At 49.2% G+C, this 16367-nt stretch carries 16 protein-coding genes; 8 read left to right on the top strand and 8 right to left on the bottom strand.

The features are described 5' to 3' along the window. Positions 1-6 precede the first annotated feature (6 nt). Both ACVBEJ_RS01755 and ACVBEJ_RS01760 read left to right on the top strand, forming a co-directional pair. Positions 7-348 (top strand): ADP-ribosylglycohydrolase family protein, encoded by a 342-nt coding sequence (locus tag ACVBEJ_RS01755; protein ID WP_447127898.1) that lies wholly within the window; start codon positions 7-9, stop codon positions 346-348. After that, on the top strand, positions 341-1987 hold the full coding sequence (locus tag ACVBEJ_RS01760) for a HEAT repeat domain-containing protein (protein ID WP_447127864.1): 1647 nt from the start codon (positions 341-343) through the stop codon (positions 1985-1987). Before ACVBEJ_RS01755 ends, ACVBEJ_RS01760 begins: the two co-directional genes overlap by 8 nt. Here the strand turns inward: ACVBEJ_RS01760 and ACVBEJ_RS01765 are convergent. From ACVBEJ_RS01765 to ACVBEJ_RS01800, 8 genes are all read right to left on the bottom strand, one after another. After that, positions 1975-3873, bottom strand: a complete 1899-nt coding sequence (locus ACVBEJ_RS01765) for a hypothetical protein (RefSeq protein ID WP_447127865.1) — start codon at positions 3871-3873, stop codon at positions 1975-1977. The genes ACVBEJ_RS01760 and ACVBEJ_RS01765 overlap by 13 nt on opposite strands. Continuing rightward, positions 3873-4988, bottom strand: a complete 1116-nt coding sequence (locus ACVBEJ_RS01770; protein WP_447127866.1) for a VWA domain-containing protein — start codon at positions 4986-4988, stop codon at positions 3873-3875. Before ACVBEJ_RS01770 ends, ACVBEJ_RS01765 begins: the two co-directional genes overlap by 1 nt. After that, on the bottom strand, positions 4973-7318 hold the full coding sequence (locus ACVBEJ_RS01775; protein WP_447127867.1) for a DUF5682 family protein: 2346 nt from the start codon (positions 7316-7318) through the stop codon (positions 4973-4975). The genes ACVBEJ_RS01770 and ACVBEJ_RS01775 overlap by 16 nt, the downstream gene beginning before the upstream one ends. Then, complete coding sequence (locus tag ACVBEJ_RS01780; RefSeq protein ID WP_447127868.1) at positions 7306-8376, bottom strand: ATP-binding protein; 1071 nt, start codon at positions 8374-8376, stop codon at positions 7306-7308. The genes ACVBEJ_RS01775 and ACVBEJ_RS01780 overlap by 13 nt, the downstream gene beginning before the upstream one ends. Before the next feature lie 13 nt (positions 8377-8389). Continuing rightward, the gene (locus ACVBEJ_RS01785) at positions 8390-12061 is read right to left on the bottom strand and encodes a DUF4132 domain-containing protein (protein ID WP_447127869.1); all 3672 of its coding nucleotides are present in this window, start codon (positions 12059-12061) and stop codon (positions 8390-8392) included. A gap of 755 nt (positions 12062-12816) precedes the next feature. Beyond that, the gene (locus ACVBEJ_RS01790) at positions 12817-13113 is read right to left on the bottom strand and encodes a type II toxin-antitoxin system RelE/ParE family toxin (RefSeq protein WP_447127870.1); all 297 of its coding nucleotides are present in this window, start codon (positions 13111-13113) and stop codon (positions 12817-12819) included. Continuing rightward, positions 13110-13385 carry a type II toxin-antitoxin system Phd/YefM family antitoxin gene (locus ACVBEJ_RS01795; protein ID WP_447127871.1) on the bottom strand — a complete coding sequence of 92 codons (276 nt, stop codon included), beginning with the start codon at positions 13383-13385 and terminating at the stop codon, positions 13110-13112. Before ACVBEJ_RS01795 ends, ACVBEJ_RS01790 begins: the two co-directional genes overlap by 4 nt. A 219-nt stretch (positions 13386-13604) precedes the next feature. Then, complete coding sequence (locus tag ACVBEJ_RS01800) at positions 13605-13730, bottom strand: hypothetical protein (RefSeq protein ID WP_447127872.1); 126 nt, start codon at positions 13728-13730, stop codon at positions 13605-13607. 165 nt (positions 13731-13895) lie between these two features. Between ACVBEJ_RS01800 and ACVBEJ_RS01805 the strand changes: the two genes are divergently transcribed. From ACVBEJ_RS01805 to ACVBEJ_RS01830, 6 genes are read left to right on the top strand one after another with little or no spacing between them, the layout of a single operon-like run. After that, a complete protein-coding gene (locus ACVBEJ_RS01805) occupies positions 13896-14603 on the top strand; it encodes a Bax inhibitor-1/YccA family protein (protein WP_447127873.1) in 708 nt (235 codons plus the stop codon). Positions 14604-14648: 45 nt separating this feature from the next. Then, positions 14649-15044, top strand: a complete 396-nt coding sequence (gene tusD / locus ACVBEJ_RS01810; RefSeq protein ID WP_447127874.1) for a sulfurtransferase complex subunit TusD — start codon at positions 14649-14651, stop codon at positions 15042-15044. Position 15045: 1 nt separating this feature from the next. After that, positions 15046-15405 carry a sulfurtransferase complex subunit TusC gene (gene tusC / locus ACVBEJ_RS01815; protein WP_447127875.1) on the top strand — a complete coding sequence of 120 codons (360 nt, stop codon included), beginning with the start codon at positions 15046-15048 and terminating at the stop codon, positions 15403-15405. Next, positions 15405-15677: a sulfurtransferase complex subunit TusB gene (tusB, locus tag ACVBEJ_RS01820; protein ID WP_447127876.1), complete on the top strand. Its 273-nt coding sequence runs from the start codon at positions 15405-15407 to the stop codon at positions 15675-15677. The genes tusC and tusB overlap by 1 nt, the downstream gene beginning before the upstream one ends. Beyond that, complete coding sequence (locus ACVBEJ_RS01825; RefSeq protein ID WP_447127877.1) at positions 15677-15988, top strand: TusE/DsrC/DsvC family sulfur relay protein; 312 nt, start codon at positions 15677-15679, stop codon at positions 15986-15988. Before tusB ends, ACVBEJ_RS01825 begins: the two co-directional genes overlap by 1 nt. 5 nt (positions 15989-15993) lie before the next feature. Next, on the top strand, positions 15994-16332 hold the full coding sequence (locus tag ACVBEJ_RS01830) for a 4a-hydroxytetrahydrobiopterin dehydratase (RefSeq protein WP_447127878.1): 339 nt from the start codon (positions 15994-15996) through the stop codon (positions 16330-16332). Positions 16333-16367: the final 35 nt, after the last annotated feature.

Below are 16367 nucleotides of genomic sequence, written 5' to 3' on the forward strand. Positions count from 1 at the left end.
AAGAAGATTCAAGAAATAGCGGATGGCGCCTACCTGAGCAAGGCTATTGATGAAATCAAAGGGTCCGGGTATGTAGTTGAAAGCCTTGTAGCAGCGCTATGGTGTTTTGCGCATACACAGAGCTTTGACGAGGCTATTCTGACTGCAGCCAATCTCGGGAATGACGCAGACACCACTGCAGCCATATGCGGGCAGATTGCAGGGGCTTATTATGGTGTTGCAGGCATTAACTCAGGCTGGTTAAATCGGCTTCACATGCATCAAGAGATAAGAGATCTGGCGTTATCTCTGCTAAACGAACACTCAGATCAAATGGAAGTCACTCACAGCAATACGGATCATGAATAGACAGCTAACATCAAATGAAAAAACAGCTATAAACAGGCTATATCAAGATAATCCAACTACCATTACCTCACTGTTTACTCGAAAGCCGAAAACAACAGATCGGGTAGCCTTGTTAAACAACCTGGCGTCTTATGCAGCTCTACCAGATATAGCACCGCTAATAGTGGCCCAAGATGTTGAACTACAGCAAGCGGTTTTGCGAAAAGCCACGGCGCTATTGGCCAAGCTTCCCCCACATGAGTGGAGCTGGCTGGATGAAGCTTTGCGGCGGCGCTTCTATGGCTATTCATCCCCCAAATTACAGCCCTGGTACAACTTCGCACCTTCACAACTCAACGAATTTAACTGGAGTGGACAAGAGCAATTAACGGCTCTCACTCTACTGTCATGCCATTTCAATGGCCGTGTTCGCGAAAAGGCGCTGAAACAGCTGGTTGCCCTCTCACCTAATGACGCAATTCCACTGCTGTTCGTTCGCGCCAATGACTGGGTAAACAAGATTCGGCTAGTTGCCTACACCTCGCTGTCAGAACAACTGGATGTACTGTCGATAGACCAGATACTCAAATACTTACTACTACTGGATCAGCTAAAACATCAATCCAGAACTGACCACCATGAACTGATCAAACACATAGAGAGCCATTTGGCTACGCCCGAAGCACAACCCAAATTGTTGTTTTGTGTAAGTAGTGGCAACCATCGTGAGGCCCGAGTGGCTTATGGCATTTGCGACAGGCTACTGTCAGACAAACAGCCGCTTTTGGTAGCAGCAAATGAAAGTCGGAATCCAATTATCAGAATCAAGGGGTTGAGCTTGGCACCAGAGGTATTGAGCGGAGATGAGCTGTTCAAGCATCTATGCCATAAACTGTCAGACCCGTTAAATGTTGTCCGTAAGCGATCTATTTACTTACTGGCAGAACAATATCTGGCGCAAAGCACCGGTGTACTGCGCGATTGCTTACTCGATACGAGCCGCGGAGTTAGAGAGTGTGCTCGCTTTTACCTGAAGAAACAGGGTGCAGATAATGGCCACTCCCTATACAAAAATCATTTAGCTCAAGACTCACCTAAACTTCTACCAGCTGTTCTAGGTCTCGGCGAAACAGGTAGTGTCTCCGACTGGCCACTATTGCAACCGTACCTTAACCATGCCAGCCCCAAAATACGGCACGCCACTTTGATTGCGGCCAGCAGATTTAAGGTTGAAGGATATCAAGATCTTTTGTACCAAAAATTAACTCATGGCATTCCTGCTGAGGTGAAAGCTGCAAAACAGGGATTAATTGGTACTGACTCACTCGACCTAAACCGCCTTAAGCAAAGCTTGGAAGAGGCACCTGACAACTACCAAGCCAAGACTGTCCGTAAATTGATCGAACGGTGTGATCGTTGGGAAGGGCTTATCGCCATATTAGTGTCTGACAACAGACCCCCTGACACAGAGGATAACTGTTTGGAGAAAGAGTTAACTCTGTGGTTACACAAACACAATAAAGGCTATTGGTTTATTCCCCCTAAGGAACACCAAGTTAATAATCTCAAGTGCTTAATGAATACACGGCGGCCTTCTGTTTTTAGTGACACATCATTAACAGAGATTAAAGGTATTTTGACGCTATTTTACGATTCATGATCGTTGCAAGGAGACTCTACTATAATCGGCCACTTCGCATTAAGGCGCGACAATGAACTTGCCATGTAAGCAAGGCGTAAGCATTGCTCCGAGGTAAAGTTCACATCGTTTGTGATTTCACTCATAGCGTTTAAACCAAGTGCCTTCAGCCGCTCAGCAATACCCTGTAGTTCTTCTTTCGCAATAGCCGGATACTCGCTCAAAACCTTCACAGTGTGTTCAAAGAGCGCTGACAAGTCATCGCCGATCTCTGCCGGTGAATCACCTTTAGCAGCCATTCTGGCGAGGAACCGGTTGAGCAAAGATCGACGATGCTTAGGTGCTTCCTCAAAATCGAGAGAAACCCACCTTTTGTGGTGAATAATGACAGGTTCAAATATATGCTCGCTGCTTTCGCGAATATGCCTGACCACCAGATAATCTGGTTGCTGCTCCCACACCGTTTGCAGGTTGGCAATTCGGTCCTTGAATTCAGCTGAATATCGTTGCTTCACCAAGAGCAACTGCCCCTTCTGATCTTCAAGTTGCATCACCAGTTGCTGGGAAGACTCCAGAAAATCGCAAGCCAACCAGCGCTTTACAGACAATAACGCATACCCGTATTCATCAATGTTCTTCAGCTGTTGCCAATCATCAATAGCAACCAAACCAAACTCTTTATTCTCTATGGGTTCACATATTGTTTTCTGACTTAGGCTTAACGAGCCCCACTGGTTAACTGAGGCATGCTTCAGCAATATTTGCTTACCTGGCATGAGCTGATTTAACGGAGCACCCTGCCACAAAGCGGTGTTTTGCCACGTATTATTCACCGAAAAACCACCACCGGGCTGACTTCTAGATACGCTGGCTTTATGTAAGTTGCCATCCGCTGATAAAAACAACATGGTCAACCCCAAGGCGCCGTTTTCAGATAGCCAGGATATTCCACCAAGACACAGTAAGTGGAGATCCACAACTTCACTATCACGAGCCTTATCCACCATATGTGTTGACTCACATTGTGCGTACAACTCAACGAGTTGCTTGAAAATTCTTGTCGACGGGTCCAGTCCCTTGTCGCTTTCTCGCCTCTCAACTTGCTCTGCTAACGCCAACACGCTATTAGCCATAGACTTGGCCCCAGCCGTTTTGAGTCTCGGCACCATAGCGAGCAACTCAATTAAATTATCGCTGCGTATATTGCGGCTGCCGTGGCCACAGAGTTTGACCACTTCCCACTTTAAATCCGCTTGGCAACTGTTGAGCTTTTCTTCCTCTGATTGTTGTTTCGTAATATCTTCCTGACGCAACCAGTCCGGCCAGTGTATTTCTTGCCTCATACAGGCCATATACAAAAGAGCCGCCAACAGTTTGTATTGATTCCCTCCCTGCTCCAGAACAACTGCTGCTATACCATTTCCATCCCCTATCACGGCTCTATACTCTTCCCAGGCTAGCTGGCAATGATCCTCTCTGCGTTCAAAGTCCAGATCTTTGGGAATCAGTTGTTCTGTAGGCACAGGGTCCGGAGACTGCTGCGAGTCAAATAGTTTTTCCCAGCGACTGTTCCACTGCTTCCATACGTATCGGCCAGCCAACTTGCCAGACTCACGTATCAGCTCCGGCAGCTCGAACACCGGTGGCGCATACGAAACCGATGGTTCGTCATCGAGATGTACCAATGCCGCTGCAACGATGTGTTTGCAGACACCAGTCGCCGGGCAGCTACACTGGCTGGTTTCAATGTGCTCCAGAAAAATCACTCCCTGGTGACCATCAAACTCAAACTTTCGACTTGCATCATCGATTTCAAGCCAAGTCAGTGGCGCCTTATCGAGGGACTTCCGGGCCCTACGCAATGCTCCAGCACTGGCAATCATTTCCAGCTGCGAAGAGTTAATCATCAGATTTCCATCTCCTTAGCCAGCCAGTCGGCAAACGTATCCGGACTTAGCGATGCCACACTCATACCTACCGCAGACAGCCGGGCAGTCATGGTAGTGTTGTAAAAAGGCTCAGAGTCCGCCGTCAGGGCCGTTATCCCTAACATCTTTATGCCAGACTCAATCATGCTCTTTCCCTGGCCAATCAACTCTGCTGGCGATGCTCCCTCTTCGAAATCACTGACAGTCGCCACAATGGTTCTGGATGGCTGTTCAGCCAACGATTCACAATACTGCCAAGCTTTCTTGATGTGGGTACCGCCTCCCATCTGGGTCGCCAACAACACTTCAACAGGGTCATCTGCCTGATCCGAAAGGTCCACCACACTGGTATCAAACAGAACCAACTTAAAATCCACAGAAGGCAACTTCGCCAAAATACCCGCAATGATTGCGCTATAGATAATGGAGTCCATCATTGACCCACTCTGGTCAATGCATAACACCACCCGCCAGGGAATATGCCTCTGATTCCTAGCACTGAAAAATACCCGTTGAATCATAAGCATGCGACGCTCCAGGTCGTAATGCTTTAAGTTATGACGAATGGTCTTTTTCCAATCAAGGTTGGCCATTACCGGCAGCGGTGAGCTTTGGTGGCGATTTAGCCGACCACTGATTTTCCGATCGAATACCGGTTTCAGCTTGGCGTATAGTTCATCAACCACTTGGCGGATAATGCGGCGCACTTCCTGAAGCAGTTCCGGTGACAACTCAGTCCGGATAGAGAGCAACTGTTTTAACAGTGCAAGGCTGGGCTCCAACTGCTGTAAGGCTTGTTTATTTTTTAACACTTCCTTGATGCCAAACTCCTCCACCGCGTGAGCCTGGATTTTCTCTCTCACTTTTGTGGGGAACAAGCGATCCGTTTTACTCAACCAATCCACTACCTGGAGCTGGGTATCGTCCAGTGTGCCAGAGGCGTTCATGCCTCGGCCTTCCAACCGCTTTTTGTACAATTGCTCAAGCACTTTATCCTGAGCACGCTGTGTTTTGCTCAACGACTCATCGGAAAGATTCTTATTAGCGAAGCGCCCCAGTACAAGGCGCCAGCGGCTCTCTAGCTCTCCAGCCAATGGTCCAGCCCCCTACTTCTCAGCTCCTCCAGCAATTCACCCCACAACTTTTGCGCCTGCATGACTTGCCGACCGTCTATCTCCTCATGGAATAGTGTTGGCGTAGTTGCCCAACCATTGATCGCGCAAAGCTGTGAACTGATCTGTTCAACATGTCCCGGGTCCAGGTGGCTAAACAGAAACCGAAGATCCGGTAGACCCTTCAGGAATCGCTCTTCGGGCCAGGTCTCAATTAGTTGGTTCAGCATAGCCAATACACTTCCCTGACCACTATCCTTGAGCCACTGAGGGTACACCTTAATCACAGTAGAAAGTGCATCGAACGCAGATTCCTGGTCAATCTCCAAAAGCTGCATCAGCTCTTCAACTACTTGCTCTTTGCTCGCTTCCCTGTGCTCCGCCAATATCGCTTTGCAAGCAAACAATAGTCCGGACGACAGGTCGCCAAAGCGAATTAACCATTGCAGCCGTTGTTGCCATCGGATGAGCCAGCTCTCCGCAAATAGCCCCTCAAACTCACGAGTCAGCTCCTGAATACTCAGCAACACACGCAAGCCGGCCTCCAACTCCAACTTATTGATTGTTGGCAAGGCAAACATCAACTGTTCCCAGGTAGCAAGCGAAAGCTTCCTCAACGGCTCAGCGTAGGTCTCAAATAGCGTTGCATTCACCTGGCGTTGCCTGAGCAACAAGGTCAACAATTGGGATAACTGTTCACAATCAGTACAGTCCGCTACAGCGCTGTCCAATAACACCCAGACACCCTTTGCATCCTGCAGGCTGTTCATGAGCAACAACTGGGTAAACAACCTCTGGTGCGATGCCAGATCTTCAGTGGTTACTTCATCCAATCGCTGTGAAATACGCTGCTGCAAGAGCTTATCCCACGTAGGAGCTTGCTGACTTAAGTCCACCAGTTGCGCTTCCACCCAGGGAGTCCAAGCATATTGCCACTCCTCGTGCTGCCTATTCAGATTGATTCCATCCCGCCAATTGGGCCCACTGCCCTTTTCGGCAAATCCCAATTCCAAAAATTGAGTCTGATACAACAGCGCGCGCCGCGTCGACAACTCCGGTGCCCCGTACAGAGAAATTTTGGTGGTTTTCTTGTTAGTAGAATCCAACTTGAACTTCAATTGCCTCAATCGCCGGTGCAGGTCTGCAACCAGCGGCAATGGTGGTTGATCGTCACTGACACTGCCTAACAGATTGCCGGCCAATCGCTCTTCAATTCTCGCGATCAGTGGGTTGTGTGCATGAAGCTCCCCTTTAACCAGGACACTTTGCAAGCCATCCATCAAGTCGAAATACCCCACCCGGCAGTGAGATCTCAGTCTGGCTAAACCAATCACCTGATGTGTAATGGCTTGTTTAGATGCGGTATTTAATGCGCTCTTTAAAGGTTCTTCTTCACTGAGCGAAGCAAGAACATCCAACAAGAAATGGTACTCAATACCTTCGGCTTTTTGCTGAGCCCGCGCTTTTAGGCTCTTGGAATAAAAACCCGGGGAAGGCATCCCGGCACTGTATCCATTACCGGCTCTGAGCCGATCTTCACTGTATCGAATCAGCCAACTATCCTTGTATTGTGCTTCTTCACACGCCTCTTCCGACTGGCGATCACATTCTGTGCTGAGCTGCATTAGGCCATAGCTGTGAAAACCACCAGTAACCACTACACATCGCTCACCGGGAGCTAACTGGCGCTTAATTTCCGACGCCATAAAAGCTTCTCGGGTAGCGTCACCTGAAGCATCCACCCCTTCTGCCGAATAGGTCATCCGAGCCAGCGTGCAGTAATCAAATACTGTTTCAAAAAACTGTTCGGCATCGCCGAACTCATTATTTTCGAAGCAACGCTCCCATAACTCATCGCCATGCCTGCAGCCAAGCTCGCTGGCTAACCTGGTGACATACTCACTGTGTTGCAGATAGGATTCATGCAAAAACCCTCCTCGAGCTTCGCCTTCTCGCTCCCGGTTCCAGCCAGGGTGATTAAGAGGAAGGTCGATAAATCGAAAGGGCTTATCTTGCTGACCAGCCCAACGCAGCGCCACCCATTCCGGGCTGGTATCACAGAGCGGGTAGAAACCATCGCCACCATAGAGCGCTACTGGTGGAACTGTTTTCTGGTCACAAAGTGCTGCTGCCTGCCGGTTAAAATCCACAGAACCTTCAATAAACACTTTGTCGGGTTGATACCGGTCGAGCAGTTGCTGCAGATAAAAGGCGCACGCCGGACTGTGGTGACGTATGGGAACCCAGCTGATATCGTCGGGATTCAGTAGCTTCTCCCGACTGGCGACCAACTGCCTGGTCAGTTCATCCACAAAGATTTACCTGATTGGAAAAACGCTTTCCATTTAGCGTCTTTTCTGGCTCGTTCACGCACAAACACATCTAGGTAGTGAGCCAGCTTTTTGCGCTCTTCTTCTTTATCCTTAATGACCACACCTTGCAGTTGTTGGGCAATATGACCAGAGTCGAGCTCGCCACCCATATAGTGGTGCTGTAAACAACAAGCGTAGGCCACGTTCACCGCTTCAGCAGTAGACAGTACCGCATCTAGCGACTTGACCGCTGCTTGTTTATCACCGCGCAGGTCGTTAAAGACCGCGACCAAAATATCCAGCAGGGCATCATCCAGTTCGCCAGACGGAGCAGCCCCTTCGAATCGCTTAGCAAGTTGAGATCGGATCAGCGTTTTTTCCAATTCAGGGTCACGGATGGGTCGCACCGTTTCAAAATTGAAACGGCGGCGCAATGCGTTGGACATTTCATTAACGCCCTTATCGTGCAAGTTGGCGGTGGCAATAATATTGAAACCTGGCTTGGCACTCTGTGCCCTGCTAAGTTCAGGTACATATATTTGCTTCTCTGACATCAGAGAAATTAAAGCATCCTGCACCTCTTGCGGGCATCGAGTCACCTCCTCAAAGCGGGCAATCGCCCCTTCGGACATGGCATTGTAGATTGCACCAGGAATTAAGGACTGCTCATTGGGCCCCTGCGCCAAAAGCAAGGCATAGTTCCATGAATACTTAATGTGATCTTCAGTCGTGCCTGCTGTGCCCTGAATAATTTTCTGGGAATCTCCGCTGATTGCAGCTCCTAGCAGCTCAGATAAAAGTGATTTGGCGGTACCAGGCTCACCCACCAGCAGCAGGCTCTGGTGTCCCATCAAAGTGACAACGGCTCGCTCTACTAGAGCGTCGTCTCCATAAAACTTCTGGGTGATTCCTAACTTTTTGTCACCCAAAATAAATGAGCACACGGCTTGACCCGACAATTGCCAGCCTGGAGGACAATCACCACTATCTTCCTGCCGAAGCCTGTCCAACTCATCTTTGTACAACAGCTCTGCCGACTGCTTGATCACAACAGACATTCCTATTCCCCTTTTACCATGGTGTCTTCTTTTCCCACTCGGGATCGTAGGCCGCAACAGCCGCCACTGCCTCATAGTCCAGCATTGCCTCAATCAGCAGACTGGGAGTTACTTTGTTTATCTGCAGATAATCATCATCCGACAACCAACCGTAATTAGTGCCATCTGTAAAGCCAACACTGAACAGTACCGCTTCAACATTTTCTTCAGGCACTACATTACCACTGAATTCCACAATCACTCGCAAATCCACGGCCGAGTAATCTTTGTAGTAGTGTGTAAAATAACCGCCGTCTTCAGCTTGACCTCGCTGGTAACCACGTTTGGTGAGAACACTGCGCAAAGTAAAGGTATCGGTTAGCCAACCTTTATGATAATCAAGCAATTTACCTTCTAGTGTAGCTTCCTTGAGAATATGCTCTGGGCGGCCAAATTGCTCGAATAGCGGTTTGACCTTCTCTGCTTTCAGATATTTCTGCCAGGCGACCCCCTCTTCTTCAGTCACCAGACTACTGTGAGCTACTCGAATCTTGGCACCCTCACTGGGAGAACGCTCTTCATCTTCCAGATCAATCAGTTCCAGCTCGGGAGTGATAGCGACACAGTACGACTCACGTTCGTCCTCGATCTGCCAGATCAGCCGCTGAATCATCAATCGCATAACCGGGTGCTCCAGCAGATAGCGTCTCCATTCAGGAAAGTGCCAGCAACGTTTGGTGGCCATAGCCTCGTAGAACCTGGCTCCCTGCAAGTCAACAACTTGTTTGAGCTCCTTTTTGCTGCTGGAGAACTCTTTTTTAGCTAGTTTCACCAAGTCCGCGTCATCGTCTTGGCGCGGCGCTGGCAAAGCTTTAAGAGTTTTTCCCTGCTCATTTTTCAGTATCAGTTTAAAAGCAGGGTCGAGACTGGCGGTCAACATTCGAGAGCCAAATTCAATAACCTGCTCGCCATTTGCTTCCAATCCGGCCGTGGGAATAGTGCGATCGGCCAACTCGTCTTTGGTCCAGTGATTACGTTCAGCGACTGCATCCACAAGCAGTTTCGCCTTTTCCTGAACCGACTTGGTGCGGTGGCGGCGGGCAACCGACAGCAATAACTGAATAACTACCGGATCGTCACTGCGAGCAACGGCGCTAAGCATGGCCTCTATCTGGTGGCGGCGAGTGTAATGGTCCTTCATGTAGCCTCTGATGGATTGCACCGCATCAGCGGCTCCCGCATACCCTACCAGCGCTAAAACACCCTTTTCGCTTATAGCAGAACCCAGATACTCCGCTTTGCGGCCCCGGAATAAAATCTGATAGGCATCTTCAAGGGTTTTATCGCGATACTCTTTGCCCCAGTCATACCGTACCCATTGCTGCCAGTTATCGAACAACTGTTGTTGATTGGCGCGAGCGTATTCGGTGGCTTCATCATCGGTGGGGTTAACCACATCTCGCGCCATAAACACCTGCAGAATAAAGCTACCCAGTGCCTCACGATCTTGCGGCTTGATCTGCGCCAGGTACAGATCGAACAGCGGATTACCTTCGGGTTGCTTCAGCTTGCAGGCCAATACAATCCACCACTTGGCCACAGCCCGATCAACCAGAGAACCATCATTCCAATGAAGTGGCGGTATTCCGTCAAAAGGGAACCATGCGAGCCCCTTTGGCATTGCTTTTTTCAATCCCGCCAGCGCTTCATCCGTTAGCACCTGGGATGACAAATATTCCTCAATACACTGCCCCAAGGTGTGCAGTGCGCTTAACATCGCCGCTTTTGGGGTTTCGCGCTTTTCCTTACGAGCCGCTTTCACCAAAGGCTCGACGGCTGCCTGCGACTTCAACTCTCCCAGCCAGTTTGCCGCAACGATTCGTTCATCTTGTTTGGACGAGGCCAAAGCAGCAATCACACGCTCTTCTACTAAACCGTACTCAGTGAGTGTTTCTCGGGCCAGTGGGCCATAGGTTTTGGCAGGTGACAAAGCGTATTGATAAATCAGTTGTAGGTACTTTTCTGGTATTTGGGGAAACTGACGCAGCACCAGCATTCCATAGCCCAGCTCATAATGTCGATACTGCTGGCTCTTACTTTCCACTAAACCAAATGCTTCATCCAGATACTGGGGGTTCTCAGCAAAAAAAGGCCAGATTGTAATGTCACCAGTTTCTACCAGGCGAAAATCGCTTTCCCAGCGAGTGGTCAATATCCAGTCAGCCAATGCCTTATCATCCATCTTATTTTGATGCATCAGCTCTGCTACTTGACGTAAATCCGTTATTTCATTTCCATGACTGCGTAACCAACGAGGAAAAGCACCATGAGAAAAGCTCCAGCCGTGATCTCTTTGTGCTTTGATATAGCGGACAATGTAACCGATTTTAAATTCAGGTTTATCTAACAACCCCGACTGGAGTATCAGGTTCTGTACGTCCCTGCTAATTTGACCTTTACCAATTGACAGAAACTGCAAAGCATCGGCAATACTCCGCCCACTGATGGACTGTAGCCGCTTATACTCACTTTGCAGATATCGGGTATGTCCCTGTATTTCCTTTTCCTTCCGGGCTCTTTCAAGCTTTTCGTAGGCTTGCTGCACTTGATTCGCTAACTGCTTCTTAAGTAAATCGAACCACTCTTTCGGCAACTCGTTATCCACTGACAACGACTCAAACCCAGGGATTTTCAACTCGACCGACTCAGTGCCAGCCGCCAATTTGTTGGCCAATGCATCATCGATGGCCTGAATCACCGACTTACTACTTTCAGTATCGCGTAGGCGAAGTAGGAATGCCTCTGCTTTGTCCTCAAGAAACACCGACAACCACTGTGCTAGCTCCTTGCGTTGGGCAACCGACAAGCCGCCAAAACATTCTTTAATATGTGCCAACAATTTATCTTCAGACACCTTGGCCAGCAGTAGCTTAGCTTTCTCCCGCACCTGTTTGCTCTTATCTGCTACCAGCGACACCACCACGGGAAGCACTGGATCCAAGTTGTTACAACTATTCAGCGCCTGAGCCAGAGTCACACGGCCACTGAAGTGTAATGACCCCAGTGCACCCACCACATCTGGCCGGGATAGCAGCGTAATGGGGTCCAGTCGTTTTACAAATTGATTCAGTAAGGTGTCAGCACTTCCCCAAGAGTCCGCCCTCTCGAGTGTGACCCGCAACCAGACATCAGTAGACACATCGTTATGCTCTGCCACCTCTATCAGCCATTGGCCACCAATAAATTCCGGTATCTTGACGCTTCTGTAGCTAGGACTCCAAATATTGTCCAACGAGCCAACCAAACCCTCCAACCAGGCTGGCAATATTGCCTTAGTAGGAACAGGATTAGACTGGGGTCGTTTTGAAAACGAGAGTACAGCACCTAAGCGACGGGCCACGTCAAAATCAGCTATCAACTTGTTGTTGCCAAAAGCTTTAAAGTGTTTAGCTACGAGTTCAGCTTTTTTCTGGTTTCGGTTGGAATGGTAAGAAATATAATTAGGCCCAAGGGATATACCAGCATGGTAAAACTGATCTGGCGTAAGGTTCTTCAGCACTTCTAGAACCTCAACATCCTCTCCAGTGACAACATAGTTTGCGATGCGCTTGGCCAGCCCTTTTTGAAAGCCGTCCAATAGCTGAAAACAGTTAGCGACGCTGGAGTGGTCCTTATGACCACCAAACCCCAAAAGTGTCTTTAGCACAGCACTACTCCCTATTGAAATTTTTAATTCCTCATCGCCGTTTCACACGACCCACGAGTCCGTTTAAAGCAAACTGTAGCTGCGTCTACTGCAAGTCTCAAGCAACTTGTAGAATAGCTCGTTCACTGAGACTTGTATTCACTGAAAACACTCTCTGAAACCCATGAACAGGGAAGTGATATTCCCTGTTATAGAATACGGTAATTCTTTCGAAAAGCCCGCCATCAGCGCCCTAAAAGAGGATTTATGGTTAGAAAAGGCCAAAAACTGAAGAGTTTCCCTGTAAATGGGCCATTTACAGGGAAATATACCCTGTTATGGATCTGAGACTAGCTAGCTGCTGACTGCCAGCACCGCCACGCAGTCAGCCGAGCTTCTAGAGAAATCCAGAGCTCGGATTTTTTATTTTTAATTATCAAAAACTTACGACCACTTCACCCTCTCCAACAAGCCTCAAAACTGACCTTAGAGGCGTCATTTCTGCGAACTTACCGCGTTATTCTCAAACTGCGATTTTGAGGTTGGATTTGGCCATAACCAGCTGATGTAACTCGGATTTTTTATTGCCAGACAAAAAATTTCAGACAGAAGAAACTGAGACAAATTTTTAGACCATTCAGGCAGCTGCGAACTCGGGTTGGATTTACTTTAAACAAGCAATCTAAAACCAAATATTTACCGGTTGATTCGCTTGAGCTCGTCAGTTTATTTATTGAATGTGCTCATCAACTACTGTTCCATGTTGAGCACTTTGCTCAGAGCTTTCTTTCCATACTTGAGTGGCGAACGTGAAGCACTTCGACGGTATCATTAACAATGCGGTAAAGGGCTCGATATTTGCCAATGATTAAATGGCGAATACCGAGCTGGATATCAGCATCTTCTGGAGCTATAGGACATCGCTCGGCCAATATATCCAGCTTTTCAATTGCCTCAATAATATGGAAATACCAGTTATGTGCATTTTGCGGTGAGTCCACGGCAATTTGTCGGTATCGAATAATGATGTCATTTTCTGCCGTTGGCTTAATTTCTACTCGATATTTCTTCAACGCTTAATCCCATACTTGGCTTCAAACTCTCTGGTGAATTCACTCAAAGGCCTGCCGGGCTCAGAGAGTGCCTGACGTATGTTTTGAATACTCTCGGCATAATCCGCCAAGGCAGCCATCCGTTCATACGTTTCTACATCTTGAACAACCACAGCAGCTTTACCATTAACCGTGAGGATTTCAGGCCGCTTGCTCTCGGCCAGCCGCTTAATGTGCTCGGCTGGTTTGCGGCTGAATTCTGTAACAGTGTGAATATCTGTACTTTGGAACATAAACGCCTCAAATCAGAAAATAATCAGATTATTAGCTGTTTTTACACTGTAGGCGGATGCATATCAAGTACAGAAAAGGCTGAAAATTGAAAATCTTCCCTGTAAATCGACCATTTGCAGGGAAATATACCCTGATATATCCCAGAGACTAGCTAGCTGCTGACTGCCCCACCGCCATACAGTCAGCCGAGCTTCTAGAGAAATCCAGAGCTCGGCTTTTTATTGTGAATACTCCACCGGCAGTCCCAGTAAATGTTTCAGCGCGGTGAGGTTGCGATTCAGCTTCTTACTGAAATTTTTACAGTCGCTGCCCGTAAATTCGGTGCGATCAACTGCCATCCCCATAGATACTGCTCCTCGCCAGGTTTACGAAAACCGTCTTGTCTACGTTTTCCTCATATATCCCTGCACTGACAAGGGTTTTTTACGGGTAAATGAACGTTAATTTCTCTTGATTTAACGCTTTGGGTTTGTATGATTAAGCCTGATATTTACCTTATGGAGTCCGAGATGGCGGAACAACACATTTCTGTTTCAAGTAAAGCCACTGCAACTACAGCACCTCGCGGTATTGAATCTGCGGGTGAGATTAACAAGGTTCTGAAAAACACCTACCTGCTGCTGTCTATGACACTGCTTGTCAGTGCCGCCGCCGCCTGGTTTTCCACAACCATGGAAGTCAGCCGTGGGCTGGCGCTGGGAGCCAGCATTGCTGCCATTGTTATGGTTTGGTTCGTACTGCCTCGCACGGCCAACTCTGCAGCGGGCCTGCCGGTGGTATTCCTGTTTACCGGTCTGCTGGGATTCTCCCTTGGGCCGATTCTCAATCACTACCTGGCCATGCCCAACGGCTCGCAAATCATCATGCAGGCACTGGGTGGCACCGCAGCGGTGTTTTTGATTCTGTCCGCCTATGTGATTAACACCAAAAAAGACTTCAGCTTTATGCGGGGCTTTTTGTTTACCGGCCTGATTGTTGTGTTGCTGTCGATGCTGGCACTGATTGTCGCCGGTTTTTTCGGCATTCAACTGACCGGCGCATTCCTGGCCATCAATGCGGTTTGTGTGCTGCTGTTTTCCGGCTTTATTCTTTACGACACCAGTCGCATTGTGAATGGCGGTGAGCGCAACTACATTATGGCAACCGTTGCCCTGTATCTGGACATACACAACCTGTTTACCAGTTTGCTGCATTTGATTGGCTTTGCGGACGACTGATCAAAAAAGCCCGGTTCGCCGGGCTTTTTTCATTCCCCCCTCCTTATGAAATTCTCCCTGATCGTATTAGGCGCACCCGGCAGCCACCAGGCTGCCACATCTGCGCTGAACTTTGCCAATGCCGCGCTTGCCAGCGGGCACCAGATTTATCGGGTATTTTTCTACCACGATGGCGTTCACAGCGGCTCGCAACTGCTGACGCCACCTCAGGGGGAGAAAACTATTCGCCAAGGCTGGAAAGCCCTCAAGCAACAGTACAATGTGCACCTCACTGTGTGCATCGCTTCTGCCCTGCGGCGCGGTGTTGTCGATAGCGAAGAAGCCGAACGCTACGATTACAACAGTGGCAATCTGGACGAACCGGATTTCAAACTGCAGGGCTTGGGAGAGCTGGCAGACGCCGCCTTGCAATCCGACAGGCTCATTACCTTTGGGCGCTAACATGAGTAACGGGCTTTTATTTGTCCTGCGCACCGCACCCTACGGTTCCAGCCTGGCTCGCGAGGGGCTGGAAGCGGCGCTCGCCGCCGCTTCACTGGGGCAAAGCGTGTCGGTGCTGTTTATGGACGATGGGGTTTTCCAACTGGTTAACGATCAACAACCGGCGCATATTGGCCAGAAAAACAACGGCGCGATGGCGGCGGCGCTGCCCATATACGACATCGAGCAGCGCTATGTGGATGCGCACTCCCTGAACGCCCGCAATCTGCCTGCGGACAATATCGACCGGGGCTTTGAAGTGCTGGACAGCAACGCCGTAAAAACATTAATGGCCAGCTGCCGCCATATTGTGAGCTTTTGATGATTCTGCACACCGTCAACAAATCCCCCTTTGACCATCAAGCCTACCAAAGCTGCCGCCGCAACCTGGCCTGCGATGACCTGCTGCTATTGTTGGAAGACGGTGTTTACGGGGTACTGACAGAACTGCCCAGCAATAAGGTATTTGCCCTGAGAGGCGACATACAGGCTCGCGGACTGAGCAACAAAGTACCGCCACAGGTTACCTTGGTGGACTACCCGGATTTTGTGCAATTGGCCTGCGATGCCAATGCCGTGCAGAGCTGGTACTGATGTCATTCGCTACCGACAAAGAGGGTTTTTTGATCAACCTTGAGGATTGGTCGGAAGACATAGCCATCGCCCTGGCGGAGGCGGAAAGCATTCAACTTACACAACAACACTGGGAAGTCCTCCACCTGTTGCGCCAGTTTCAGCAGCAGTTTGACATCTCCCCCCCCATGCGCCCGCTGGTCAAGTATGTGGCTCAACACCTGGGGCCAGACAAGGGAAAAAGCATTTACCTGACCAGGCTATTCCCACCCAACCCGGCAAAAATTGCCAGCAAAATTGCCGGGCTACCCAAGCCGGAGGGGTGCCTGTAAAAGATATGAGACTGGCACAAGAAACCTGCAAACCCTGTCGAGCCAGCTCCCCACAAGTGAGCGACCTGGAAGTACCTGCGCTACTGGCTCAACTTCCAGACTGGCAAGTGTTGAATATCAACGGCATTAACCAGTTACAGCGCGCATTCACATTCCGCAATTTTGCCAACGCCATGAACTTTGCCAATCAGGTTGGTGAATTGGCGGAGGCCGTCAATCACCACCCCGCTCTGTTAGTGGAATGGGGGAAAGTCACCGTCAACTGGTGGACGCACTCCATAGGCGGCCTCCATCGCAACGATTTTATTCTGGCGGCACGCACAGATGAGCTGGCTCTGCCGTAAAGCAATCGTTACAATTCCGGCAAAGCCCCCCACTG

It is taken from the genome of Porticoccus sp. GXU_MW_L64, assembly GCF_052983295.1.

Bases quoted from the DNA above. Each gene is read 5' to 3' on its own strand.
- ACVBEJ_RS01760 (WP_447127864.1), top strand. From the start codon at position 341: ATGAATAGACAGCTAACATCAAATGAAAAAACAGCTATAAACAGGCTA.
- ACVBEJ_RS01765 (WP_447127865.1), bottom strand. From the start codon at position 3,873: ATGATTAACTCTTCGCAGCTGGAAATGATTGCCAGTGCTGGAGCATTG.
- ACVBEJ_RS01780 (WP_447127868.1), bottom strand. From the start codon at position 8,376: ATGTCTGTTGTGATCAAGCAGTCGGCAGAGCTGTTGTACAAAGATGAG.
- ACVBEJ_RS01795 (WP_447127871.1), bottom strand. From the start codon at position 13,385: ATGTTCCAAAGTACAGATATTCACACTGTTACAGAATTCAGCCGCAAA.
- ACVBEJ_RS01800 (WP_447127872.1), bottom strand. From the start codon at position 13,730: ATGGGGATGGCAGTTGATCGCACCGAATTTACGGGCAGCGACTGTAAA.
- ACVBEJ_RS01805 (WP_447127873.1), top strand. From the start codon at position 13,896: ATGGCGGAACAACACATTTCTGTTTCAAGTAAAGCCACTGCAACTACA.
- tusD (WP_447127874.1), top strand. From the start codon at position 14,649: ATGAAATTCTCCCTGATCGTATTAGGCGCACCCGGCAGCCACCAGGCT.
- tusC (WP_447127875.1), top strand. From the start codon at position 15,046: ATGAGTAACGGGCTTTTATTTGTCCTGCGCACCGCACCCTACGGTTCC.
- tusB (WP_447127876.1), top strand. From the start codon at position 15,405: ATGATTCTGCACACCGTCAACAAATCCCCCTTTGACCATCAAGCCTAC.
- ACVBEJ_RS01825 (WP_447127877.1), top strand. From the start codon at position 15,677: ATGTCATTCGCTACCGACAAAGAGGGTTTTTTGATCAACCTTGAGGAT.
- ACVBEJ_RS01830 (WP_447127878.1), top strand. From the start codon at position 15,994: ATGAGACTGGCACAAGAAACCTGCAAACCCTGTCGAGCCAGCTCCCCA.